Here is a 21,530-nt window from a genome sequence, read left to right on the forward strand (position 1 = left end):
GAAGGAGCCCCCCATGCCGACATATACCGCATTGACCACTTTGATGGGCGAGCACGCCGCGCAAGCCTTGGGCGAGGCGCTGGAAACGCTGGAGCCCGCGCCCACCGGCGTCGGGGTTTTCGAGGTGGAAGACGGCTCCGGCCTGTGGGAGGTCGGCGGCTACTTTCTGGACGCGCCGAACGACATTGAACTGGCGCTGCTGACGGCGGCGCATGGGGCGAAGCCGTTTGTGGTGTCCGAGATACCAGAGACGGATTGGGTCGCCCATGTGCGCCGCGAACTGGCACCGGTCGAGGCAGGCCGCTTCTTCGTCTATGGCAGCCACGACGCGGATAAGGTGCCTGAAGACAAGGTGGCATTGTTAATTGAGGCAGCTATGGCGTTCGGGACCGGCCACCACGGGACCACGCAGGGCTGCCTGCTGTCGCTGGAGGACTATCTCGCCGAAGGCGGGCGCGCGACGAACGTGATTGACGTGGGCTGCGGCACGGCGGTTCTGGCGATGGCGGCCGCGGCGGTTTGGGATCAGGTCGTGATCGCCTCGGATATCGACCCGGTGGCCGTCGAGGTAGCGGAGGTCAATGCACAGGCGAACGGCATGACGGACAAGATCAACTGCCTTGAGGCCGTCGGGTTCGGACATGACGAGATCGCTGCAAAAGCACCGTTCGACTTGATTTTTGCCAACATCCTGAAAGGCCCCTTGATTGACTTGGCCCCCGATATGGCGGCAAATTGTGCCGAAAATGGTACAATTATTCTGTCGGGGCTGCTCACCGATCAAGCCGCCGAAGTGCAAGCTGTATATGAGAATTCCGGTTTCCAACTGTCGCAAAGACGTGACATCGGCGAGTGGAGTGCACTCCGAATGAGCAAGAAACCGCGTTTTTTGTAGGTGAATAGGCGGAATTCTGCTAATTGACGTTGGAAACGTGCAACTCATAAGCACTGGAAAACGGTTTTGGCAGATGTGAATAAAGACCGCTTTGCTGAGCGGTTGAATGCAATTCAGCAAAAGAGCGACCCGAACAAGCGGGTCGTCAAGAGGGTCACCAAGGATGGCCTTGTGGTTGACGTTGTCAAACGTCGCCGGAAGAAGCTCGTCCCCGTCAAAAGCCTTGCGACCATGGCATTGATCTTCGTCATGCTCAAAGGCTTCGTGTTTGCCCAGCTGGGTGAGGACGAGTATGTCAGCCGCATCGACACACTGAAAAAGGGGGAAAGTCCTCACGTCTTGGCGGCTTTCCTGCTGGATGCCGATGGCGCGACCCGTGTGACGGCACGGGGGTTGAGCGTGGTTCTGCCTCGCAACTGAATACCGGGTTTCCCGAAACGAAAAAGCCACCCGCGAGGGTGGCTTTGATGTGTCTACGTAAGATGCAGGGCAGCTTAGACGTTGTAGATATCGCCACGGGTCAGGCCGATGTCATCCAGTTCGCGCGCAGTCAGTGCCGACAGGGCGTTGCGCGTTACGCGGCGATCGTTCCATGCTGCAACAGCACCGATCAGGGAGGAGAAGAAGCCACGAGCATCGGCGCGGACGCCTTCGTTCAGCGAGCGGGAGGTTTCATATACAGCCATGCGAGTCGTCCTTTTTGTAGTGCGCCCAATCCTTGAGCAGTTTGCGAATGTCTTAGCCGCATCTAGGACGGCCCCTGATGTCTCACAAGGATATTTATTGCATGCCACCTATGCGGTTTTCGCATATGTGCTAACGGCAGGTAAACGCCTTAAAAATATAGGAAAAATGCGAATGTGACGGGGTCGCAAATGGACCCCAAGGCGACGATTTTGGACCACATAAGAGGCAATTTTGGCCGTTAGCGACATTGTGATCGGAAAACGACATTCACGTAGCATCTTGGCAAATGTTCGCGTTTCGTGCTACCTGTCGCAAAAGAACAACAAAAAGTTGAGCAGGGCATGCGCGTCATAGGGATTGATCCGGGTTTGCGGAACCTTGGATGGGGCATCATCGACACGGACGGCGTGCGCATGTCCCATGTTGCGAACGGCACCTGCCACTCCACAGGCACTGATTTGGCGGCGCGGCTGTTGAGCCTTCACACCCAGTTGACCGAGATATTCACCGGCTACGCACCCGACACTGCCGGCGTGGAGCAGACCTTCGTCAACAAGGACGGGGCGGGAACGCTCAAGTTGGGCCAGGCGCGTGGGATTGCGATGCTGGTTCCGGCGCAAGCGGGGCTGAGCATTGGCGAATACGCCCCCAACAAGATCAAGAAAACCGTCGTGGGCGTGGGCCATGCGGACAAGACGCAAGTGGCGCATATGGTGAAGATGCAACTGCCGGGAGTGGTGATCACGGGGCCGGATGCGGCAGATGCGTTGGCAATCGCGCTGTGCCACGCGTTTCACGCCCGCGCAGGGAACACGTTAAGCGCAGCATTGGCGAGGGCAGGGGCATGATCGGCAAACTATCTGGACGGCTCGACTACCGCGCAACGGATCACGTGCTGATCGACGTCGGCGGGGTCGGGTACATGGTGTATTGCTCTGACCGGACGATGGCCACCTTGCCCGGACCGGGCGAGGCTGTGTCGCTTTTCACCGAGTTGCTGGTGCGCGAGGACCTGTTGCAACTGTTCGGCTTTACCACGCTGGTTGAAAAAGAATGGCACAGGTTGCTGATGTCCGTGCAGGGGATCGGTGCGAAGGCCTCGATGGCGATTTTGTCGACTTTGGGCGCGGATGGTGTGTCCCGTGCGGTGACCCTGGGCGACTGGAACGCAATCAAGGCGGCCAAGGGCGTCGGCCCCAAGACCGCGCAGAAAGTGGTGCTGGAATTGAAGGACAAGGCACCGAACGTGATGGCGATGGGTGGCACGCTGGCGGCGGCGCAGGGCTCCGTGCCTGCTGCACCCGCTGGCGATGATGTGCTGGAGCCGGTGGTCATGCCCTCTGCTTCGGCGCAGGCAGAGGCTCTGTCGGCGCTGGTCAATCTGGGATACAGCCATGGCGATGCGGCGGGCGCGATCGCGCAGGCCGCAGGTGATGGTGCGGCAGAAACCCCCGCCCTGATCCGGGGCGCGTTGAAGTTGCTGGCGCCGAGGGAGTGATGAACCTTCCTCTGGAAGAAGCGCCGCCTGTGCGGCATAGAGATGTCTATGAGCGAACCTGACCCAACATTGCGCCCCGAGCGGCTGGCCGAGGATGGCGACCGTGCGTTGCGGCCTCAGGGGCTGGACGAGTTTATCGGACAAGCCGAAGCGCGGGCGAACCTGCGGGTGTTCATCGAAAGCGCCAAGACACGCGGTGAGGCGATGGACCATACGCTGTTCCACGGGCCGCCAGGTTTGGGAAAAACGACGCTGGCGCAGATCATGGCGCGGGAGTTGGGCGTCAACTTTCGCATGACCTCTGGCCCTGTGCTGGCCAAGGCGGGCGATCTGGCGGCGATCCTGACCAACTTGGAAGCCCGCGACGTGTTGTTCATCGACGAGATTCACCGGCTTAACCCTGTGGTGGAAGAGGTGCTGTATCCGGCGCTCGAAGATTTCGAGCTGGATCTGGTGATCGGCGAGGGGCCTGCGGCGCGCACCGTGCGCATCGAGCTGCAACCCTTCACTCTGGTGGGGGCGACCACACGGCTGGGGCTTTTGACCACACCGCTGCGGGACCGCTTCGGCATCCCGACGCGGTTGCAGTTTTACACCCAAAGCGAGTTGCACGAGATCGTGCGGCGCGGGGCGCGGCTGCTGGGCGTGCCGACCGAAGATGACGGGGCGCTGGAAATCGCGAAACGCGCGCGGGGCACACCGAGGATTGCGGGGCGTTTGTTGCGGCGGGTCGTGGATTTCGCGGTGGTTGAAGGTGGCGGCAAGATAACCCGCGCCTTGGCGGACAGCGCGTTGACACGTCTGGGCGTGGACTATCTGGGCCTTGATGGCGCGGACCGGAGATACCTTCGGCTAATCGCAGAGAACTACCAAGGCGGCCCAGTTGGGATAGAGACCATGTCGGCGGCCCTGTCGGAAAGCCGCGATGCGCTGGAGGAGGTGATCGAGCCGTTCCTTTTGCAGCAAGGTTTGATACAGCGAACGCCGCGCGGGCGGATGCTGGCGCAAAAGGCGTGGACGCATCTGGGCCTCGATGCACCACGGCGCGACGCGGACCTGTTCGGAGACTGAGACCATGCGACACCTGTTTTTTGTTCTCGCAGCGATTTGGGGTGGGGCCGCTTGGGCCGACTACACGGCGGGCGGGTTCACCCAAGCGCAGACGCGGTTCGGCGTGTTGCAGGTGGTTGGGCCGCTTGGGCAACAGCGGGTGACTTTCAACGGCTCCGACCTCGGCATAGAAAATCACGCCTATTCCATCGACGGGGTCTGGGCCGTGGAAGGTGGCGCGCAGGATTGGGCGGTGCTGACTTCCCGGCATGGCGGCAATATGTGCGGTGGAGCTTCGCAGATCGCGATTATGCTGCGGGACGGGGCGGCCGTGCGCACTGACGAGTTCGGGGTTTGCCGTGGTGGTCCCACTGATTTACGGGTTACGCCGGAGGCAGTCGAGATCGACATCTCCGACCCTGCGCCGCGTGTTGCCTATCAGACTTTCCGCTTCGACGGGTCGCAATTGACTCAGGTGGCCGTGTCGGAGGGGACGGCACCCGCCGCAGGTGCTGGTCAGGATGTGACGCGCTGGCTGGGACAGCATCCACAACACCTGACGCAAGACCCAAGCGAGCAGGCGCGGCTCGCCCGCGTGATGACACCTGAAAATGTGGATGAGTTGAACCGGCGCATGTCCGGTCCGGGTGACACCAAACAGGAAGGCAACTGGATCGTTGGCCGCGCATGTCAGGCCCATCAGTGCAACAGCGCTGCGGCTGCATGGGCGCTGAGGATCAGTGACGGTGCGCCGTTCGTGATCTTCTATGATCGCGGCGGCCCTGTCGTTTTCGCCGGGGACCAGCAATTCGACGATCCGGTGATCGCTTCGCTGCTGAGGTGGAACCTGCCATGATGCCCGACACATCCCCCGAAGCAGTGACCAAGCTGTTTACCCGTGCTGACGGCTCATACCTGTTCGCCCGCTGGGGCCGCCCGATTGCGCCGGTGGCGTTCGGTGTGGAGGACAGCACGGTGTCGATCCTTAAAGGCGCGATAGAGGCCGTCTGCCAACTAGCGGGTCACGAGATGGCGGAAACAGATGCGGAGTTGGGGTCCAACTTCATGGTATTCTTTCTGCGTGAGTGGCAGGAATTGGTCGACACGCCCAATCTGGACCGGCTGATCCCCGAGTTGGGCCCGCTGGTCGAGCGACTGAAGGCAGCGGACGCCAACCAGTACCGCCTGTTCCGGTTCGACCCGGAAGGCGGCATCAAGGCCTGCTTCGTGTTTGTGCGCATGGATGCGGTGATGTCGGATATACCTGCCGAGACAATCTGTCTGGGGCAGGTGGTGCAATCCATCCTGCTGTGGTCGGACGAGGCGTTTCTAGGGGCATCGCCCTTGGCATTGACGGGAGGTGACGTGGCAATTCTAAAGCCGGACGTCGCAGCCGTGATCCGCGCGGCCTATGATCCGGTGATGCCGGTCGCGGCAAGTGATCCTTCCCACGCGATAAGGCTTGCAGCACGGATCGGGCTTGCGTCGTGAGCCATCTGTTTTCGTGCCGCGTCTATTATGAGGACACCGATCTTGCTGGCATCGTTTATTATGCCAACTACCTGAAGTTCATCGAGCGTGCCCGCAGCGAGTGGGTCAGGGAACTGGGCGTCGACCAGTCGGCCTTAAAGGCCGACGAAGGGATCGTTTTTGCAGTGCGGCGGGTGGAGGCGGATTACCTCTCTCCGGCCAGATTTGACGACGTTTTGACGATCTCCACACAGGTTCGGGACATCTCTGCGGCACGGATTACGCTCACGCAAGATGTCAGTCGGGGCGATGATACGCTGTTCAAATCGGTCGTGACGCTTGTTTGTCTGGGTGAAGGTGGTCGGCCGACGCGGCTTCCGGCGGATATTCGCCAATTGATGCAACGGTAACGGGAATTTTTATGCCCTTGGGACGGGAATTGTAGCAATGCAGTTCCGTTGCGGCTAATCTACAGCCAATCAAGCCGCACAAAGCGGTAAAAACAAAAGGCGAGCGGGTTTTATGGAAGCTGAGGCAATAGGCCTGGCCAGCGACGTGGACTTTTCAGTCACGGCGCTTTTTTGGCGGGCAACACCAACTGTTAAGATAGTCATGCTGATGCTGATCGGGGCCTCGTTCTGGGGCTGGGCGATCATCGTGCAGAAATTCATCAACTACCGCGCGGCCCGCCGCGAGGCCGAGGAATTCGACCGCATGTTCTGGTCGGGTGAGCCGCTGGACGAGCTTTTTGACAAGATCGGCACCGACCCCGATGGCGCGGCGCACAAGATTTTTGCGGCAGGCATGAGCGAGTGGCGCCGGTCCCATCGTGACGACGGCCAACTGATCGCAGGGGCGACCGCGCGGATCGACCGCTCGATGGATGTGGCGATCTCCAAGCAGGAAGAAAAGCTGACCTACGGCTTGGGTTTCCTTGCCACCACCGGCGCGACGGCACCGTTCATCGGGCTCTTCGGCACCGTATGGGGCATTAAGCACGCCTTCGAGGAAATCGCGATTTCACAAAGCACCAACCTCGCGGTTGTAGCTCCGGGTATCGCCGAGGCGCTGGTCGCCACGGCGCTTGGGTTGGTCGCGGCCATTCCGGCCGTGATCTTCTACAACAAGCTCAGCGCTGACTCGGACCGCATCATGTCGGGCTATGAGGCGTTTGCCGACGAATTCACCACCATCCTGTCGCGCCAGCTGGACGCCTGAGCGATGGTTGGAAGCGTTCAACAAGGCGCGTCTTCGGGCGGGCGTCGGGGCAAACGCCGTAAGGGCGGCTCCAAGCCGATGTCGGAGATCAACGTGACGCCCTTCGTGGATGTGATGCTGGTGTTGCTGATCATCTTCATGGTGGCGGCCCCGTTGCTGACTGTCGGCGTGCCTGTGGAGTTGCCGAAGACCGCTGCCTCCGCCTTGCCGACCGAGCAAGAAGAGCCGTTGACCATCACGGTTGAGGCGGACGGGCAGTTGTCGATCCAGAACACCCCGATTGAAGACGAGGCCCTGATTGGCCGCCTGCGTGCGATTGCCGCCGAACGGAACGATGACAAGGTTTTCCTGCGGGCCGACGGCTCCATCCCCTACGAGCGCGTCGTGCAGGTGATGGGGGCGCTCAACAAGGGCGGCTTCTCCAATATCGGTCTGGTGACGGATACCGGCGGCCCTTCCCTTGACGGGCAGGGCGGGTAGCGCGTCATGCGCCTTTCGCCACATACCGGCACATATGTTTCCGGAGCGGGCCATGCGGCCTTTATCCTCTACCTGATCGTAGGGGGGCTTTTTGTTGCGCGTGAAACGGACCTGAATGTCGAGGTGAGTAACGTCTCCATCATTTCGGGCGAGGAGTTTGCCGCGATGCAGGCCCAATCACCCGGCGAGGGGGAGCGTCCGCCTGCGCCGGAGGTGCCTGCACAAGTGGACCAACCTGCGCCTGCGGTAGAGCCTGACGTTCCCGACACTCCGCCGCCAGCCCCCGCACCGGTCGAAGAAGTTGCACCTGAACCCGACCCCGTCATCCCAGAACCGGCAGCCCCTGTAGAGACGCCGGTCGTGCCGGAACAACCCGAAGCGCCTGAGACCGACGGCGAGCCGGGCGCGACGGTGATCGTGCCGGATGCACGCCCGACCCCGCGGGCGGCGGAGCGGGTTGCGGAGGAGGTCGTCGAAGAACCGGACCCCGAGGTGACCATTGACGAGGTTGACCAAGCCGCCGCCGCACCGGCGCCAAGTGCCGAGCCGGTGGAAGAAGCCCGCGAGGAAACTGCGCGCGAGGAATCGACCACCGAGATCGTGACGGAAGCGGACGAGCCATCGACCGCCGCGCCGACTATTTCGACACGCCCGGGCCGCAAGCCCACACCGCCCGCGAGACCGGCACCGCAAGTCGCCGAGACACCGACTGAGACGGCACCGCAGGCTCCGGTCGAAACGCCGACCGAAGCCCCGAGCCTTGCCGACAGCATCGCGAATGCGGTGGCCGAGGCGAATACAGAGACGGCCGTGGCGACCAACGCCAACCCCGGTGGCGGGACCTCTTCGCCGATCACGCGCGAGGAGAAGGGGACCTTCATTCTGGGCATCCAGCGCTGCTGGAACGTGGGTGCCTTGGGCACCGACGCTTTGGCGGTGTCTGTGGTCGTGGGCTTCCAGATGGACCAGTCGGCCAAGCCGGTTGTCAGCTCCATCAACCTGATCTCGTCGACAGGCGGCAGCGGCAGCGCGGTCGACCGCGCCTACGAGGCCGCGCGGCGGGCAATCATCCGCTGCGGGGTGGAAGGCTACAATCTTCCCCTCGACAAATATGACCAATGGCGTGAAGTGGAAGTCAGCTTCAACGCGACGAAAAAAGAAATCAGATGACCGAAATGGCGCAAATACGCCCAAGTGCGGCTAAGGTTGGCGCGAACGCCTTGCAATGTGCTGCGTGCGTGAAAGGATAAGACCATGATCAAGATGTTTCTCACCTGTCTGGCAGTTGTCCTGACATTCTCGGCGGCTCAGGCCGAACCTTTGCGCATCGAGTTGGACAGTCCCAATATCGAGCCGCTGCCCTTCGCGGCCCCCGCGTTCATCGCGGAAACTGCGGGCGCGGATCAATATGCACGCGATCTGGCGGCTGTGGTGTCGTCGGATTTGCAAGGCTCCGGCCTGTTCCGCGCAATCGGGCAAGAGGCGTATATCAGCCAGATCACCAGCTTTGATAGCCCCGTGCAATATGCCGACTGGAAAGCGATCAACGCGCAGGCGCTGATTACGGGGGCGGTCTCCACGACCAATGACGGCCAGATCATCGTTAAATTCCGTCTGTTTGACGTGTTTTCCGAGGACCAGATGGGCGAGGGCCTGCAATTTGTAGGCTCCACCAGCGGCTGGCGACGCATGGCGCATAAGGTGGCGGACGCGGTTTATTCGCGGATCACGGGCGAGGGGGCCTATTTCGACAGCCGCGTCGTGTTCGTCTCCGAGACCGGACCCAAGAACGCCCGCCTTAAGCGCCTTGGCGTGATGGATTACGACGGCGCGAACCTGCAATACCTGACCGACGCGCAGGCGATTGTGCTGGCACCGCGCTTCTCGCCAAATGGTGATCGCGTGATCTACACCTCTTACGAGAGTGGCTTCCCGAAGATTTACGTGCTGGATGTGGCTTCCGTCGGGCGTCGCGTGCTGCAAGACCAGCCTGGTACCATGAGCTTCGCGCCGCGGTTCGCGCCCAATGGGCAGGACGTCGTGTTCTCGCTGACGACGGGATCGAACACCGATATTTACAAGCTTAATCTGGCGAGTGGCGAGCGCACGCAACTGACCTCCAGCCCGGCAATCGAGACCGCGCCAAGCTACTCCCCCGACGGCACGCAGATCGTGTTCGAGAGTGACCGCTCCGGCACGCAGCAGCTTTACGTCATGCCTGCGGGGGGTGGTGAGGCGACGCGCATTTCCTTTGGGCAGGGCCGCTATGGCACCCCCGTCTGGTCCCCGCGCGGAGACCTGATCGCCTTTACCAAGCAGAACCGTGGCCGCTTCCACATCGGCGTCATGCGCACTGACGGCTCGGGAGAGCGCCTGCTGACCGCGTCCTTCCTCGATGAGGGCCCGACATGGGCACCAAATGGCCGCGTGATCATGTTTACCCGCGAAACCGCCGGTTCCGGCGGGTCGTCCACGCTCTATTCCGTGGACATCTCGGGGCGCAACTTGAAGGCCGTGCAGGCCAACGCGTCGGACCCCAGCTGGTCGCCGCTTTTGAAATAAACCGTGAGATTCCCTTTGCGCCAGACACATGCTAAGTTCTGCGCAATCGAGCCAATAAGACCCATAAGGATCAAACCGATGAAGACGCTTACCAAGGTAGCACTACTGACCACCACGATTGCGCTGGCCGCTTGCGCCAAGAGCCCCTTTGACCGCAACGGCGATGGTGCCGGTGCTGGTGCAAACGGCCTGAACAACGGCGGAATTTCCAGCTCCTCGCTGGATCCGTCCAGCCCCGCCTATTTCAACGAGACGATTGGCGACAAGGTGCTGTTCGCGGTCGACCAGTCAACGCTCGGCGACGAAGCCCGCGCGACCCTGACACAGCAGGCAGGCTGGTTGTCGAATAATGCGAACTATACCGCAATCATCGAAGGCCATGCCGACGAGCAGGGGACCCGGGAATATAACCTCGCCCTTGGTGCGCGTCGTGCTTCTGCGGCCCGCGACTTCCTTGTGGCGAACGGTGTTGCCGACAATCGCCTGCGCACGGTGACCTTCGGCAAGGAGCGTCCGCTTGCGGTCTGTTCAACCGAGGAGTGTTATGCCAAGAACCGCCGTGCGGTGACGGTGATCTCCGCCGGGTTGGGTAGCTGATAGGCCAAGATTATGCGCAAGGTTCTGATGTGTTTGAGTTTCGCTCTGAGTGTGGGGCCTTTGGCCGCGCAGGATTCGAGCCTTGCGGATATTCGTGCCGAGTTGGGCCAGCTTAATGGCGCCATCGTGCAACTGCGCTCCGAACTGTCGGGCGGCAATACCGGTGGTCTGACGATCACCGGCGACACACTACAACGTATCGACATTATCGAGGCGGCGCTCGCGCGCCTGACCTCCAAGACCGAAGATTTGGAGAACCGGATCAACCGGGTTGTGACTGACGGCACCAACCGCGTGGGCGATCTTGAATTCCGGCTGTGCGAGTTGGAGGAAGGCTGCGATCTGGGCTCCATCGGCGAAACGCCGTTGCTGGGCGGCGGCGACGCGTCATCCGCGCCAGTTGCCGTTGCGCCGAATACAACGCCCGATGCAGGCGGCGCGGAACTGGCGGTGTCAGAGAAAGCCGACTACGAGCGGGCGCAGGAGGCGCTCGCAGCCGGTGACTTTCGCGGCGCCGCTGACAAGTTTGCGGCCTTTAATGAATCCTACCCGGGGGGGCCTCTAGCCGCTGACGCGCATTTCCTGCGTGGACAGGCGCTGGCTGAACTGGGTGACTGGAACAACGCCGCGAGGGCCTATCTGGAAAGCTTCTCCGGCTCGCCCGACGCGCCACGCGCGCCTGAGGCGCTTTATCGGTTGGGGCTGGCGTTGCATAAGTTGGGCCAGTCGCAGGAAGGCTGCCTGATGTTGCAAGAGGTCGGCGTGCGCTATCCCGGATCGGATCAGGTGTTGCCAGCCAACTCGTCGATGCGCGAACTTGGCTGCCAGTGAGCGCGCCAGAACTACCCGACGATTTCCTGAACGAACTGCCCGCTGACCGCGTGCTTGGCGTTGCCGTCTCGGGCGGTAGCGACAGCATGGCCCTGCTTCACCTGCTGCTGGAGCGTGGCGTTCCGGTTTCGGTCGCGACGGTGCATCACCACCTGCGTAGCGGGGCCGATGCCGAGATCGCTATGGTTGCCGATTTTTGCGCAACCCATGGTGTGCCACACCATACGCTGCACTGGCGTTGGGGCGGTGAAGGCAACCTGCAAGACCAAGCGCGACGCGGGCGTTATAGCGCGTTGTCGGCATGGGCGCGTGCGAGCCACATCACCGACGTGGCGCTTGGCCATACCGCCGACGATGATATCGAAACGTTCCTGATGGAGTTGGGACGCGGTGCGGGGCTAGATGGGCTGTCAGGAATGCGGCCGTCGTTCAAGTTGGAAGGGGTTACATTCCACCGCCCGTTGCTGCACGTGCGCCGCGACATGTTGCGAGACCGCCTGATGGCGGCGGGCATCGCCTGGTGTGACGATCCCAGCAACGAGGATACCAACTATCAGCGCGTCCTAGTGCGCCAGAGTTTGACAGCGCTGGAGGCTGCCGGGCTGTCACGAGATATGATCACCAAGTCCTTGGAAAATCTCCGCTCCACCCGGCGCGATTTGGACATCCAGCTTTCACGCTCCCTCGACGGCCAATTCTGGATGGAGCAGGGCGATTTGTGTTTCAAGCTCGACTGGTTCGACGCGGCCACGGCTGAGTCGCAAAGGCGTGCGCTGAAATCCGCGCTGCAATTTGTCTCTGGGCAGGATTACCCGCCCCGTGGTGCGAAGTTGGCGCGGGTGCTGGCGGATTTGCGCCAGAAATCGGTGTTACACGGATGCGTCATTACGTCTGGGCATGGTGTGCTGCGTGTGGGGCGGGAACTTGCTGCTGTGGCGTCGTGTGTCACACCGTCAACGGCGTGCTGGGATAGCCGGTGGATGTTTGCCGGACCGCACGGAAATTCCACGGAAATACGCGCTTTGGGTGAGGCAGGCTTGGCGCAATGCACGGGTGACTGGCGCTCGCCTGGGCTGCCGTACGCGTCGGTTGTCGCGTCTCCGTCAGTGTGGGACGGTGCAGAATTACTATCGGCCCCGCTAGCTGGTTGGGACGGCGGGTGGCGCGTCACGCTGCTCCGAGACGCCAAAGACTTCGGCGAGTTCATTTTATCGCATTGAACCTGCGCCACTTATCCCTATTTTAACATCAAAGGCGGTAAGTGGCGCAGGTGTCTACGTCCCAGCCGAGCTGATTTAGGAGAATTCTCTTGGGCAATGCGAGACAAATCGCTTTCTGGGTCGTACTGTTTTTGTTGATCCTCGCTCTATTCAACCTGTTCAACGGCGGCCAGTCGGCTGCGGATTCGCGCGTGATACCGTATTCGGATTTCATCTCGCGCGTGGAAGCGGGTGACGTGAGCCAAGTGACGCTGGACGGTGAAAATATCATCATCCGCTCCGGTAACGAGCAGTTCACGACAGTGAAACCTGAGGGCGTCGACGTGACCCCCGTCTTGCTGGAAAACGACGTGGCGATTGAGGCCAAGCGTCAGGAACAAAACGGAATTCTGGCCTATGTCGGTACTCTGTTGCCGTTCCTCGTGATTATCGGCATCTGGATTTTCTTCATGAACCGGATGCAGGGCGGTGGCAAAGGCGGCGCGATGGGCTTTGGCAAGTCGCGCGCGAAGCTGCTGACCGAAAAGCAAGGCCGCGTGACCTTCGACGACGTGGCAGGCATCGACGAGGCCAAGGACGAGTTGGAAGAGATCGTGGAGTTTCTACGTAACCCGCAGAAGTTCTCCCGCCTTGGTGGTAAGATCCCCAAAGGTGCGCTGCTGGTGGGCCCTCCGGGTACCGGTAAAACGCTGCTGGCGCGTGCCATTGCAGGCGAGGCTGGCGTGCCGTTCTTCACCATTTCCGGCTCTGACTTCGTTGAGATGTTCGTCGGCGTGGGCGCCTCACGCGTTCGTGATATGTTTGAGCAGGCGAAAAAGAACGCTCCGTGCATCGTGTTCATCGACGAAATCGACGCCGTTGGCCGGTCCCGCGGTGCGGGCTACGGCGGCGGCAATGACGAGCGTGAGCAGACCCTGAACCAGCTGCTTGTTGAAATGGATGGTTTTGAGGCCAACGAGGGCATTATCATCGTCGCCGCAACCAACCGTCCGGACGTCTTGGACCCGGCGCTGCTGCGCCCGGGTCGTTTCGACCGTCAGGTGCAGGTTCCAAACCCGGACATCAAAGGCCGCGAAAAAATCCTGCGCGTTCACGCGCGTAAGGTGCCGCTTGGCCCCGATGTCGACTTGCGCATCATCGCCCGCGGCTCGCCCGGTTTCTCGGGTGCCGATCTGGCCAACCTTGTGAACGAGTCTGCTCTTACGGCTGCGCGCATGGGCCGTCGTTTCGTCACCATGGAAGATTTCGAGAACGCTAAGGACAAAGTCATGATGGGTGCGGAGCGTCGCTCCATGGTCATGACCGAAGATGAGAAGAAGCTGACCGCCTACCACGAAGCCGGACACGCGATCGTTGGACTGAACGTGCCACAGCACGACCCGATCCACAAAGCCACAATCATCCCGCGTGGGCGTGCCTTAGGGCTGGTGATGAGCCTTCCTGAGCGTGACCAACTGTCGGTTTCCAAGACAAAGTACACGTCAAAAATCGCAATGGCGATGGGCGGCAAGGTCGCGGAAGAGCTGAAGTTCGGACCGGAGAATGTCACATCCGGCGCGACATCGGACATCCAGCAGGTCTCGAAAATCGCGCGGGCGATGGTCACGCAGTTCGGTTTCTCCGAAGAGCTCGGGCACGTGGACTATGCCAACGAACAGCAATCTTACCTCGGTGCTTATGGGGGTGGAACCAACCACTCACCTGAAACCCAGAAGATCATTGATCAGAAGGTGAAAGAGATCATCGACGAAGGATACGAAACAGCGAAGCGTATTCTTACCGAGAAGAAAGATGATTGGGAGCGTTTGGCGCAAGGCCTGCTGGAATACGAGACCTTGACCGGGTCGGAGATCACCAAGGTGATTGCCGGGCAACCGCTTAACCGCGACGACGACGAGGAGGATGATACGCCTGATAGTGGCAAGACCTCCGTTGCGGCGATCCCGAAGACGCGGAAGCCCAAGACACCCAAGTCGGACGGCGGTATGGAGCCTGAGCCGTCAGCCTGACCTTGGCACTCTGATTGATCTGAACAAGCGCCCCTCTTTCCCGAGGGGCGTTTTTCGTTATGGCTAGGTCACATATATTGGTTGGACTAGGTCGTTCGCGTCGTCGAAGGTGTGACTGATTTCAACCGGACACCAAGATATGCCCGCATTGATGAAGACGAATTACACCGGCAAGATTGTCTGGTTGGGAAAAGTAGCGAGCCGCGATGACACCTTGCGCTCAACACCGCTGAAGCAAGTCGAGGCAAGTTTCGCAGGGATCGAAGGCGAAGACCACGGCGGGCTGACACGCTTGTCGTGCAGCCGGGTTACATCGCAATATCCGAAAGGGACCACAATTCGCAACACTCGACAGCTTTGTATCATCTCGGTGGAAGAAATGGCGGCCATCGCCGACCAAATCGGGGTAGCGTCATTCAATCCGGAATGGTGCGGCGCAAATATCGTCGTTGAGGGTATCGCGGATTTCACCCACATCCCTCCGTCGTCGCGCTTGCAGACAGAAAGCGGAACGACGTTGACCGTCGACATGGAAAACCGACCGTGCCATCTACCTGCGGCCATAATCGACGAAGATGTCCCCGGCCACGGCCGCGCGTTCAAAGCTGCTGCAAACGGCAGGCGCGGGGTCACGGCGTGGGTCGAGCGGGAAGGGGTATTGCGCGTCGGTGACGTCCTGACATTGCACATTCCCGATCAGCGCGTTTGGTCACCGCCAAGGACATAATCAGCGTTTCCGGTTTCCCATGTGAAACGTATATCCCATGCAAGGCCGATTCCGACGCCGCAAATGTCGGAAATGCAGGATGTGCGACAGCGCATCCCCGATATAGGCGGAGGGACACAATCGCGCCGAAGCGCAAATCGCGGCGGCGAAGGGGAGATAAAGCATGAGTTTCAAGACCGATATCGAGATCGCCCGCGAGGCCTCCAAACGCCCGATCCAGGAGATTGGTGCCAAGCTGGGAATTCCCGAAGCGGACTTGCTCCCCTTTGGTCACGACAAGGCCAAGGTGTCGGCGGACTTCATTGCCGCGCAGCGCGGTAAGAAGGACGGCAAGCTGATCCTTGTGACGGCCATAAACCCCACGCCTGCCGGCGAAGGCAAAACGACGACGACGGTCGGTCTGGGGGACGGGCTGAACGCCATCGGCAAGAAGGCCGCAATTTGCATCCGCGAAGCCTCACTGGGTCCGTGTTTCGGCATGAAAGGCGGGGCCGCTGGCGGTGGTTACGCGCAAGTGGTGCCGATGGAGGAGATGAACCTCCACTTCACGGGCGATTTCCACGCTATCACCTCGGCGCATAACCTGCTGTCGGCGATGATCGACAACCACATCTACTGGGGCAATGAGCTGGAAATCGACGAACGCCGGGTGACATGGAAGCGCGTGCTCGACATGAACGACCGCGCGTTGCGTGATTGCGTGACCTCGCTGGGTGGCGTCGCCAACGGCTTCCCGCGCCAGACTGGGTTTGACATTACGGTGGCTTCCGAGGTGATGGCGATCCTGTGTCTCGCTATGGATCTGGACGACCTGCAAAAGCGTTTGGGCGACATCATCGTTGCCTATCGCCGCGATCGCTCCCCCATTTATTGCCGCGACATCAAGGCCGATGGGGCAATGACCGTATTGCTGCAACAAGCCATGCAGCCAAACTTGGTTCAAACGCTGGAAAACAATCCGGCCTTCGTCCATGGCGGCCCCTTCGCCAACATCGCACACGGGTGCAACTCCGTCATTGCGACCACCACGGCGCTGAAGCTGGCCGATTATGTCGTCACAGAAGCGGGTTTCGGTGCCGATCTGGGTGCCGAGAAGTTCATGAACATCAAATGCCGCAAGGCTGGTCTGGCCCCGGATTGCGTGGTGCTGGTGGCGACCGTTCGCGCGATGAAGATGAACGGTGGCGTTGCCAAAACCGACCTGGCTGCCGAGAACGTCGATGCGGTGAACGCAGGGTGCGCCAATCTTGGCCGCCATATCGAAAACCTCAAATCTTTCGGCGTGCCTGTTGTTGTCGGGATCAACCATTTCTCCGGTGATACCGATGCGGAAGTCGAGGCCGTACAAACCTACGTGAAAAAGCAGGGCTCGGAGGCGATCCTTTGCAAGCATTGGGCGCATGGCTCGGAAGGCGTCAAGGAGATGGCAACCCGCGTGGCTGAGATAGCGGATAGCGGCGCGTCACAATTCGCGCCACTCTACAAAGACGAGCTGAGCCTGATGGAGAAGATCGAGACCATCGCGAAGCGCATCTACCGTGCGGACGAGGTGCTGGCCGACAAGAAAATCCGCGACCAGTTGCGCCAGTGGGAAGAGGCGGGCTACGGCCACCTGCCGGTCTGCATGGCGAAAACGCAGTATTCCTTCTCGACCGACCCGAACCTGCGCGGCGCGCCTGTCGGGCATTCCTTGCCGGTCCGCGAGGTGCGTCTGTCCGCCGGTGCAGGCTTTGTAGTTGTGGTCTGCGGCGAGATCATGACGATGCCGGGCCTGCCACGGGTTCCATCTGCTGAGGCCATCATGCTTAATGAGGATGGCCAGATTGAAGGTCTGTTCTAAAAGACGCAAGCAAGGGTATGATCGGTATGAGCGCACAGGTAATTGACGGAAAGGCCTTTGCGGCTAAGGTGCGTGCGCAGGTCGCGGACGCAGTTGGAAAGCTGAAATCCGAGCATGATCTGGTACCCGGGCTAGCGGTGGTGTTGGTGGGCGAAGATCCTGCAAGCCAGGTCTATGTTCGGTCCAAAGGCAAGATGACGGTCGAGGTTGGCATGAAGTCGGTGGAGCACCGTCTGGATGTTGACACCAGCGAAGCCGACCTGCTTTCCATCATCAAGTCACTGAATGAAGACCCCACCATCCATGGGATTTTGGTGCAGCTGCCTTTGCCCAAACATTTAAACGAAGATCTGGTGATCAACTCGATAGACCCCGCCAAGGACGTGGACGGTTTTCATATCTCGAATGTGGGTCTGCTGGGAACGGGGCAGAAGTCGATGGTTCCCTGCACGCCCTTGGGGTGCTTGATGATGTTGCGCGATCACCATGGCTCTCTGTCGGGCATGGATGCGGTCGTGATCGGGCGCTCGAACATCGTAGGAAAGCCCATGGCGCAATTGCTGTTGGGTGATAGTTGCACTGTGACCATTGCCCATTCGCGTACCAAGGATTTGCCGGATGTGGTTCGGCGCGCCGATATCGTGGTGGCTGCTGTGGGGCGGCCAGAAATGGTGCCGGGTGACTGGATCAAACCCGGGGCCACCGTGATTGACGTCGGCATCAATCGTCTGGACGCGCCGGAAAAGGGTGAGGGTAAGACCCGCCTTGTCGGTGATGTGGACTACGAGTCCGCGTCAGAAGTTGCCGGTGCCATTACGCCCGTTCCGGGGGGCGTGGGGCCGATGACTATTGCGTGCTTGCTGGCGAACACTCTGACCGCCTGCTGCCGCGCGAATGGTCTGGACGAGCCGGAGGGACTGACGGCCTAAACCGGCACCATGGTGCCTTGCAGGGCGGCGATGTGTTTGATCACTTCGCCCTCATGCGCGTAGACATCGGCCTGCACGACGATCAGTCGCCGCCCGGTCTTCAATACGCGACCTACTGCTCTCAGCCGCTCGCCTTTTGCGGGAGCGAGAAGGTTGATCTTCATCTCCGATGTCAGGACTTCTTGGCCGGGCTCCATTAGCGTGAGCGACGCATATCCTGCGGCGCTGTCGCCTAGGGCGAATGTCAGGGCGGCGTGGGCGAATCCGTGCTGCTGGGTCAGGTTTGGCTGGATCGGGGCTTCAATGACGCAATGTCCTGCCGTGACCTCCACCAGTGATGCGCCAGCGGTTGCCATCATGGCCTGACGGGCGAAACTCTCGCGGACGGTGGTCTCAAAGTCGGGGTTGCGCGGGGTGAGGGACATGGATGCTCCGGATTTTGTCAAAAGCCTAGACGCGTGGCATCGGGATTTCCACCGTGGATGCGCCGGTCAGGATTGCCCGTGCGTCGGGCTGCATGAGTGTTTGCAACTGAGCCGAACTGGAGCGTAAGCCCCCGGTGTAGGTACCATAGGCTGGAAGGATGAGGCGGGTGTTGTCATATAAAAAGCAGGGACGAGTCACGGTGCGACCGCGAGAGTGCAGACTGGCTTTTGGGTGGTAATGCCCCGAGACTTCGCCGGTACACGCATCAAGATCCGCAATATGGCGGAAGGTGAGCGCTCCGACGCTCTGCTGCGCAAGATGCGTCCCGCCAAGCTCCAGCGGGCCGGGGTCGTGGTTGCCTTCAATCCATGTCCATACTCGGCCAGCCATTAAACGAGTCAACCATTCGGTGACAGGATCGGACAAGGCGTGGCCTGCGTTCAAGTCGTCGAAGCTGTCGCCCAGGCATAACACGTTAGACGGCGCATGCGCGTCGATGTCCGCCTCTAGGCGCGTCAGTGTTTCGGTGTTCTCGTATGGGGGCAGCATTTGCCCACTGCGCCGGGCGATACGTTCGGACTTTCCAAGGTGCAGGTCGGACACCACCAACAGACTCTGTTCGGGCCAGAGCAGTGCGCCGGAACCAAGCGCGATAAGTTCGGCGCCACAAAAGCCGAAAGATCTCATTCCAAGCCTGCCTTTGCCATGAGGGCTGAAGCCTCCTCGACCAGGAGCCGTTCTTCGGCGGCACCTTTAATGGGCACGCGGCCCATTTCCAGAAACAGCGGCGCGGCCAGCGGAGTGACGCGGTCTAGTTGAAGGTGATCTATCGCGCCGTGTGTCCGCGCGATCATGTCTTCTATTCGGCCAAAGTCGATCAGTCCCTTCATGGCTTCCTCTCGGGTGATGTCGAGCATGAGGTGATCGGGATCGTATTTGCGCAACGTGTCATAAAGGATGTCGGACGAGAACGTGGCCTGTTTTCCGGATTTTCGCTGGCCGCGTGTCATGCGGTCGATCAGTCCGGCTATGATGGCAGATGCCCGGAATGTGCGTTTCATGACTGCATTTCCGGCCAGCCAGTCCTCCAGCCCCTCTCGCAGATTGTCGAGAACGAACAAGGATGCCGGATTGACCACCGGCTGCAAGCTCCAGATCATTGTGGCGTAGTCCGTGGACAGGAAGCCCAAGGGTTCCAGCCCCTGCTGCTCCATCCGCTGCGTTAGTAGCAGCCCCAGTGTTTGCATCGCATTGCGACCGGCAAAGCCGTAGATGACAGTATAATGACGGTCGTCTTGCGGAAAACTTTCGATCAAGAGGCGACCGGGTTCGGGAAGTTTGGAGCGCTTGCGTTGTAGCTTAAGCCATTCCGACGTGTGATCAGGCAAGTCTGGCCAGTCATTTTGTTGAAAGATGCGCAGGATGCGCTGGCTGAGTTGGGTCGACGTGGCAAACTTGGTTCCGGAGAATGTCGCGATCTTAGGGTTGTCGGAGGCACGGCGCGTCACCTCGACCGTCATCTCGTTCAGGCCCTCGTAGCGAACGATCTGCCCGCCAATCAGGAAGGTGTCGCCTTGCGTCAGGGTCGCGGCGAAGCCTTCTTCAACCTCGCCCAGCGGCGCCCCGCCGCGTCGGCTCTTGAGCCGCACCTTAAGCATCTCGGTGTCAATAATAGTGCCGATGTTCATCCGGATTTGTAGTGCGCTGCGCGGGTCGCGGAGCTGCCATTTCCCGTTGCGCTCAATGATGCGCTGATACCGGTCATAGGCACGAAGCGCGTAGCCGCCTGTGGCGCAAAAATCGAGGCATCGGTCGAAGTCGGCGCGTGAGAGGTTCACGTAAGGTCCCGCGGTTGTGACCTCGTTGAACAGCTCTTCGGCGATGAACGGACCTGCGGCTGCACAAGCCAGAATGTGTTGGCAGAGAACATCCCGGGGGCCGGGGCCGCGCGGGTCTCCGTCCAGATCATGCTCCTTCGCGGCATCCAGCGCGGCTTTGCATTCCACGATTTCGAAGCGGTTCGCGGGCACCAGAAGCGCCTTGGACGGCGCATTGTAGCGGTGATTTGCACGCCCTATGCGCTGAACCAGCCGTTTGACGTTCTTCGGAGCGCCGATCTGGATGACAAGATCGACATCCCCCCAGTCTATGCCGAGATCCAGACTTCCTGTACAAACGATCGCCTTCAAACGGCCCTCGACCATGGCCTGCTCCACCTTCACCCGTTGTTCGCGAGCGAGCGAGCCGTGATGAATTCCAATCGGCAATTTGTCCTCGTTCGCAAGCCAGAGGTGGTGGAAGAACAGTTCTGCCTGCGCCCGGGTATTGTGGAAGATCAGCGTCGTGTTGTGCTGCTTGACCTGCTCCAACACCGCGGGAATAGCGTAGCGCCCGCCGCCTCCCGACCAAGGTGGCGCCTCTTCGGTTTGCAGCATGGTAATATCGGGGTCCGGGCCCGGGTCGGCGTTGATGATTTTTGTCGGCTGCGGGTGATGTGCGAGAAATGCGGCGATGGCTTTCGGGTCTTCAACGGTGGCACTCAGGCCGACACGACGTAGATCGGGGGCCAGTGATTGTAGGCGGCTAAGCCCCAGGACCAGTTGAACACCACGTTTGCTATCGGCCAGCGCGTGAATTTCGTCGACGATCACCCGTTGCAGCCCGGCGAATATGCGTGGCGCGTCCTCGTAGCTTAACAACAGAGCAAGGCTTTCAGGGGTCGTTAGCAAGATATGTGGAGGTGCCGCGCGCTGGCGGCGCTTTTGGGTGTAGCTGGTGTCCCCGCTGCGGTCCTCGATGCGTATGTCTAGACCGATTTCCTCGACGGGCGTGCGCAGGTTGCGTTTGATATCGGCTGCGAGGGCTTTCAGCGGCGAGATGTAGAGCGTGTGCAACCCATCGCGCGGTGCGGTGTGAAGTTCTGCAAGGCTTGGCAGGAACCCCGCCATGGTTTTGCCGCCACCGGTTGGCGCGATCAGCAAGGTCGACGGCGATTGCGCCGCGTCGAGCATGTCTTGCTGATGCGGGTGGATAGCCCAGCCACGGCTGGTAAACCAATCGGTGATGGGCTGGGGCAGGTCAGTCATGCCCC

23 protein-coding genes are annotated in these 21,530 nt (G+C 60.6%); 19 read left to right on the forward strand and 4 right to left on the reverse strand.

The genetic code is table 11. The features are described from left to right. Nucleotides 1-13: 13 nt before the first annotated feature. Both THALAR_RS00790 and THALAR_RS00795 read left to right on the forward strand, forming a co-directional pair. On the forward strand, nt 14-895 hold the full coding sequence (locus THALAR_RS00790; protein WP_021099550.1) for a 50S ribosomal protein L11 methyltransferase: 882 nt from the start codon (nt 14-16) through the stop codon (nt 893-895). Between the two features lie 66 nt (nt 896-961). Beyond that, nucleotides 962-1,315 (forward strand): hypothetical protein, encoded by a 354-nt coding sequence (locus tag THALAR_RS00795; RefSeq protein WP_051153546.1) that lies wholly within the window; start codon nt 962-964, stop codon nt 1,313-1,315. A 74-nt stretch (nt 1,316-1,389) separates the two neighbouring features. On the opposite strand, the gene THALAR_RS00800 is transcribed toward THALAR_RS00795, so the two are convergent. Then, complete coding sequence (locus tag THALAR_RS00800; RefSeq protein ID WP_021099552.1) at nt 1,390-1,581, reverse strand: DUF1127 domain-containing protein; 192 nt, start codon at nt 1,579-1,581, stop codon at nt 1,390-1,392. Nucleotides 1,582-1,923: 342 nt separating this feature from the next. Between THALAR_RS00800 and ruvC the strand changes: the two genes are divergently transcribed. The 17 genes from ruvC to folD all read left to right on the forward strand — a co-directional run bounded on the left by ruvC (nt 1,924) and on the right by folD (nt 18,013). Then, the gene (gene ruvC / locus THALAR_RS00805; protein ID WP_021099553.1) at nt 1,924-2,430 is read left to right on the forward strand and encodes a crossover junction endodeoxyribonuclease RuvC; all 507 of its coding nucleotides are present in this window, start codon (nt 1,924-1,926) and stop codon (nt 2,428-2,430) included. Further along, nucleotides 2,427-3,080, forward strand: a complete 654-nt coding sequence (ruvA, locus tag THALAR_RS00810; protein ID WP_021099554.1) for a Holliday junction branch migration protein RuvA — start codon at nt 2,427-2,429, stop codon at nt 3,078-3,080. The genes ruvC and ruvA overlap by 4 nt, the downstream gene beginning before the upstream one ends. Nucleotides 3,081-3,128: 48 nt before the next feature. Beyond that, nucleotides 3,129-4,151, forward strand: coding sequence for a Holliday junction branch migration DNA helicase RuvB (gene ruvB, locus THALAR_RS00815; protein ID WP_021099555.1), 1,023 nt, complete (start codon nt 3,129-3,131; stop codon nt 4,149-4,151). A gap of 4 nt (nt 4,152-4,155) precedes the next feature. Further along, nucleotides 4,156-4,986 carry a hypothetical protein gene (locus THALAR_RS00820; RefSeq protein ID WP_021099556.1) on the forward strand — a complete coding sequence of 277 codons (831 nt, stop codon included), beginning with the start codon at nt 4,156-4,158 and terminating at the stop codon, nt 4,984-4,986. After that, nucleotides 4,983-5,621: a hypothetical protein gene (locus tag THALAR_RS00825; protein ID WP_021099557.1), complete on the forward strand. Its 639-nt coding sequence runs from the start codon at nt 4,983-4,985 to the stop codon at nt 5,619-5,621. Before THALAR_RS00820 ends, THALAR_RS00825 begins: the two co-directional genes overlap by 4 nt. Then, nucleotides 5,618-6,010: a tol-pal system-associated acyl-CoA thioesterase gene (gene ybgC / locus THALAR_RS00830; protein WP_021099558.1), complete on the forward strand. Its 393-nt coding sequence runs from the start codon at nt 5,618-5,620 to the stop codon at nt 6,008-6,010. The genes THALAR_RS00825 and ybgC overlap by 4 nt, the downstream gene beginning before the upstream one ends. A 112-nt stretch (nt 6,011-6,122) precedes the next feature. Then, nucleotides 6,123-6,818 (forward strand): protein TolQ, encoded by a 696-nt coding sequence (tolQ, locus tag THALAR_RS00835; RefSeq protein WP_021099559.1) that lies wholly within the window; start codon nt 6,123-6,125, stop codon nt 6,816-6,818. 3 nt (nt 6,819-6,821) lie between these two features. Continuing rightward, nucleotides 6,822-7,298, forward strand: coding sequence for a protein TolR (tolR, locus tag THALAR_RS00840; protein WP_021099560.1), 477 nt, complete (start codon nt 6,822-6,824; stop codon nt 7,296-7,298). A 6-nt stretch (nt 7,299-7,304) separates the two neighbouring features. Then, a complete protein-coding gene (locus THALAR_RS00845) occupies nt 7,305-8,468 on the forward strand; it encodes a hypothetical protein (protein ID WP_021099561.1) in 1,164 nt (387 codons plus the stop codon). An 84-nt stretch (nt 8,469-8,552) separates the two neighbouring features. Next, nucleotides 8,553-9,860: a Tol-Pal system beta propeller repeat protein TolB gene (gene tolB / locus THALAR_RS00850; RefSeq protein ID WP_021099562.1), complete on the forward strand. Its 1,308-nt coding sequence runs from the start codon at nt 8,553-8,555 to the stop codon at nt 9,858-9,860. A 78-nt stretch (nt 9,861-9,938) separates the two neighbouring features. Next, a complete protein-coding gene (gene pal, locus THALAR_RS00855) occupies nt 9,939-10,457 on the forward strand; it encodes a peptidoglycan-associated lipoprotein Pal (RefSeq protein ID WP_021099563.1) in 519 nt (172 codons plus the stop codon). 12 nt (nt 10,458-10,469) lie between these two features. Continuing rightward, nucleotides 10,470-11,288 carry a tol-pal system protein YbgF gene (gene ybgF / locus THALAR_RS00860; RefSeq protein ID WP_021099564.1) on the forward strand — a complete coding sequence of 273 codons (819 nt, stop codon included), beginning with the start codon at nt 10,470-10,472 and terminating at the stop codon, nt 11,286-11,288. After that, complete coding sequence (gene tilS, locus THALAR_RS00865; RefSeq protein WP_021099565.1) at nt 11,285-12,508, forward strand: tRNA lysidine(34) synthetase TilS; 1,224 nt, start codon at nt 11,285-11,287, stop codon at nt 12,506-12,508. Before ybgF ends, tilS begins: the two co-directional genes overlap by 4 nt. Nucleotides 12,509-12,597: 89 nt before the next feature. Further along, nucleotides 12,598-14,517, forward strand: coding sequence for an ATP-dependent zinc metalloprotease FtsH (ftsH, locus tag THALAR_RS00870; protein ID WP_021099566.1), 1,920 nt, complete (start codon nt 12,598-12,600; stop codon nt 14,515-14,517). Between the two features lie 139 nt (nt 14,518-14,656). Beyond that, entirely contained in the window at nt 14,657-15,244 is a 588-nt protein-coding gene (locus THALAR_RS00875) for an MOSC domain-containing protein (RefSeq protein WP_021099567.1), read from the forward strand. Nucleotides 15,245-15,407: 163 nt separating this feature from the next. Continuing rightward, the gene (locus THALAR_RS00880) at nt 15,408-17,084 is read left to right on the forward strand and encodes a formate--tetrahydrofolate ligase (RefSeq protein ID WP_021099568.1); all 1,677 of its coding nucleotides are present in this window, start codon (nt 15,408-15,410) and stop codon (nt 17,082-17,084) included. 26 nt (nt 17,085-17,110) lie between these two features. Beyond that, nucleotides 17,111-18,013, forward strand: coding sequence for a bifunctional methylenetetrahydrofolate dehydrogenase/methenyltetrahydrofolate cyclohydrolase FolD (gene folD / locus THALAR_RS00885; protein WP_040817438.1), 903 nt, complete (start codon nt 17,111-17,113; stop codon nt 18,011-18,013). Here the strand turns inward: folD and THALAR_RS00890 are convergent. The 3 genes from THALAR_RS00890 to THALAR_RS00900 are packed head-to-tail and all read right to left on the reverse strand — an operon-like array spanning nt 18,010 to nt 21,525. Next, nucleotides 18,010-18,438, reverse strand: coding sequence for a PaaI family thioesterase (locus THALAR_RS00890; RefSeq protein ID WP_021099570.1), 429 nt, complete (start codon nt 18,436-18,438; stop codon nt 18,010-18,012). The genes folD and THALAR_RS00890 overlap by 4 nt on opposite strands. A 25-nt stretch (nt 18,439-18,463) precedes the next feature. Then, a complete protein-coding gene (gene pdeM, locus THALAR_RS00895) occupies nt 18,464-19,126 on the reverse strand; it encodes a ligase-associated DNA damage response endonuclease PdeM (RefSeq protein ID WP_021099571.1) in 663 nt (220 codons plus the stop codon). Further along, nucleotides 19,123-21,525, reverse strand: coding sequence for a ligase-associated DNA damage response DEXH box helicase (locus THALAR_RS00900; RefSeq protein WP_021099572.1), 2,403 nt, complete (start codon nt 21,523-21,525; stop codon nt 19,123-19,125). Before THALAR_RS00900 ends, pdeM begins: the two co-directional genes overlap by 4 nt. Nucleotides 21,526-21,530: the final 5 nt, after the last annotated feature.

The sequence above is a fragment of the Litoreibacter arenae DSM 19593 genome (assembly GCF_000442275.2).
Classification (GTDB): domain Bacteria; phylum Pseudomonadota; class Alphaproteobacteria; order Rhodobacterales; family Rhodobacteraceae; genus Litoreibacter; species Litoreibacter arenae.

Bases quoted from the DNA above. Each gene is read 5' to 3' on its own strand.
- THALAR_RS00790 (WP_021099550.1), top strand. From the start codon at position 14: ATGCCGACATATACCGCATTGACCACTTTGATGGGCGAGCACGCCGCG.
- THALAR_RS00800 (WP_021099552.1), bottom strand. From the start codon at position 1,581: ATGGCTGTATATGAAACCTCCCGCTCGCTGAACGAAGGCGTCCGCGCC.
- ruvC (WP_021099553.1), top strand. From the start codon at position 1,924: ATGCGCGTCATAGGGATTGATCCGGGTTTGCGGAACCTTGGATGGGGC.
- ruvA (WP_021099554.1), top strand. From the start codon at position 2,427: ATGATCGGCAAACTATCTGGACGGCTCGACTACCGCGCAACGGATCAC.
- ruvB (WP_021099555.1), top strand. From the start codon at position 3,129: ATGAGCGAACCTGACCCAACATTGCGCCCCGAGCGGCTGGCCGAGGAT.
- THALAR_RS00820 (WP_021099556.1), top strand. From the start codon at position 4,156: ATGCGACACCTGTTTTTTGTTCTCGCAGCGATTTGGGGTGGGGCCGCT.
- THALAR_RS00825 (WP_021099557.1), top strand. From the start codon at position 4,983: ATGATGCCCGACACATCCCCCGAAGCAGTGACCAAGCTGTTTACCCGT.
- tolQ (WP_021099559.1), top strand. From the start codon at position 6,123: ATGGAAGCTGAGGCAATAGGCCTGGCCAGCGACGTGGACTTTTCAGTC.
- tolR (WP_021099560.1), top strand. From the start codon at position 6,822: ATGGTTGGAAGCGTTCAACAAGGCGCGTCTTCGGGCGGGCGTCGGGGC.
- THALAR_RS00845 (WP_021099561.1), top strand. From the start codon at position 7,305: ATGCGCCTTTCGCCACATACCGGCACATATGTTTCCGGAGCGGGCCAT.
- tolB (WP_021099562.1), top strand. From the start codon at position 8,553: ATGATCAAGATGTTTCTCACCTGTCTGGCAGTTGTCCTGACATTCTCG.
- pal (WP_021099563.1), top strand. From the start codon at position 9,939: ATGAAGACGCTTACCAAGGTAGCACTACTGACCACCACGATTGCGCTG.
- ybgF (WP_021099564.1), top strand. From the start codon at position 10,470: ATGCGCAAGGTTCTGATGTGTTTGAGTTTCGCTCTGAGTGTGGGGCCT.
- THALAR_RS00875 (WP_021099567.1), top strand. From the start codon at position 14,657: ATGCCCGCATTGATGAAGACGAATTACACCGGCAAGATTGTCTGGTTG.
- THALAR_RS00880 (WP_021099568.1), top strand. From the start codon at position 15,408: ATGAGTTTCAAGACCGATATCGAGATCGCCCGCGAGGCCTCCAAACGC.
- folD (WP_040817438.1), top strand. From the start codon at position 17,111: ATGAGCGCACAGGTAATTGACGGAAAGGCCTTTGCGGCTAAGGTGCGT.
- THALAR_RS00890 (WP_021099570.1), bottom strand. From the start codon at position 18,438: ATGTCCCTCACCCCGCGCAACCCCGACTTTGAGACCACCGTCCGCGAG.
- pdeM (WP_021099571.1), bottom strand. From the start codon at position 19,126: ATGAGATCTTTCGGCTTTTGTGGCGCCGAACTTATCGCGCTTGGTTCC.
- THALAR_RS00900 (WP_021099572.1), bottom strand. From the start codon at position 21,525: ATGACTGACCTGCCCCAGCCCATCACCGATTGGTTTACCAGCCGTGGC.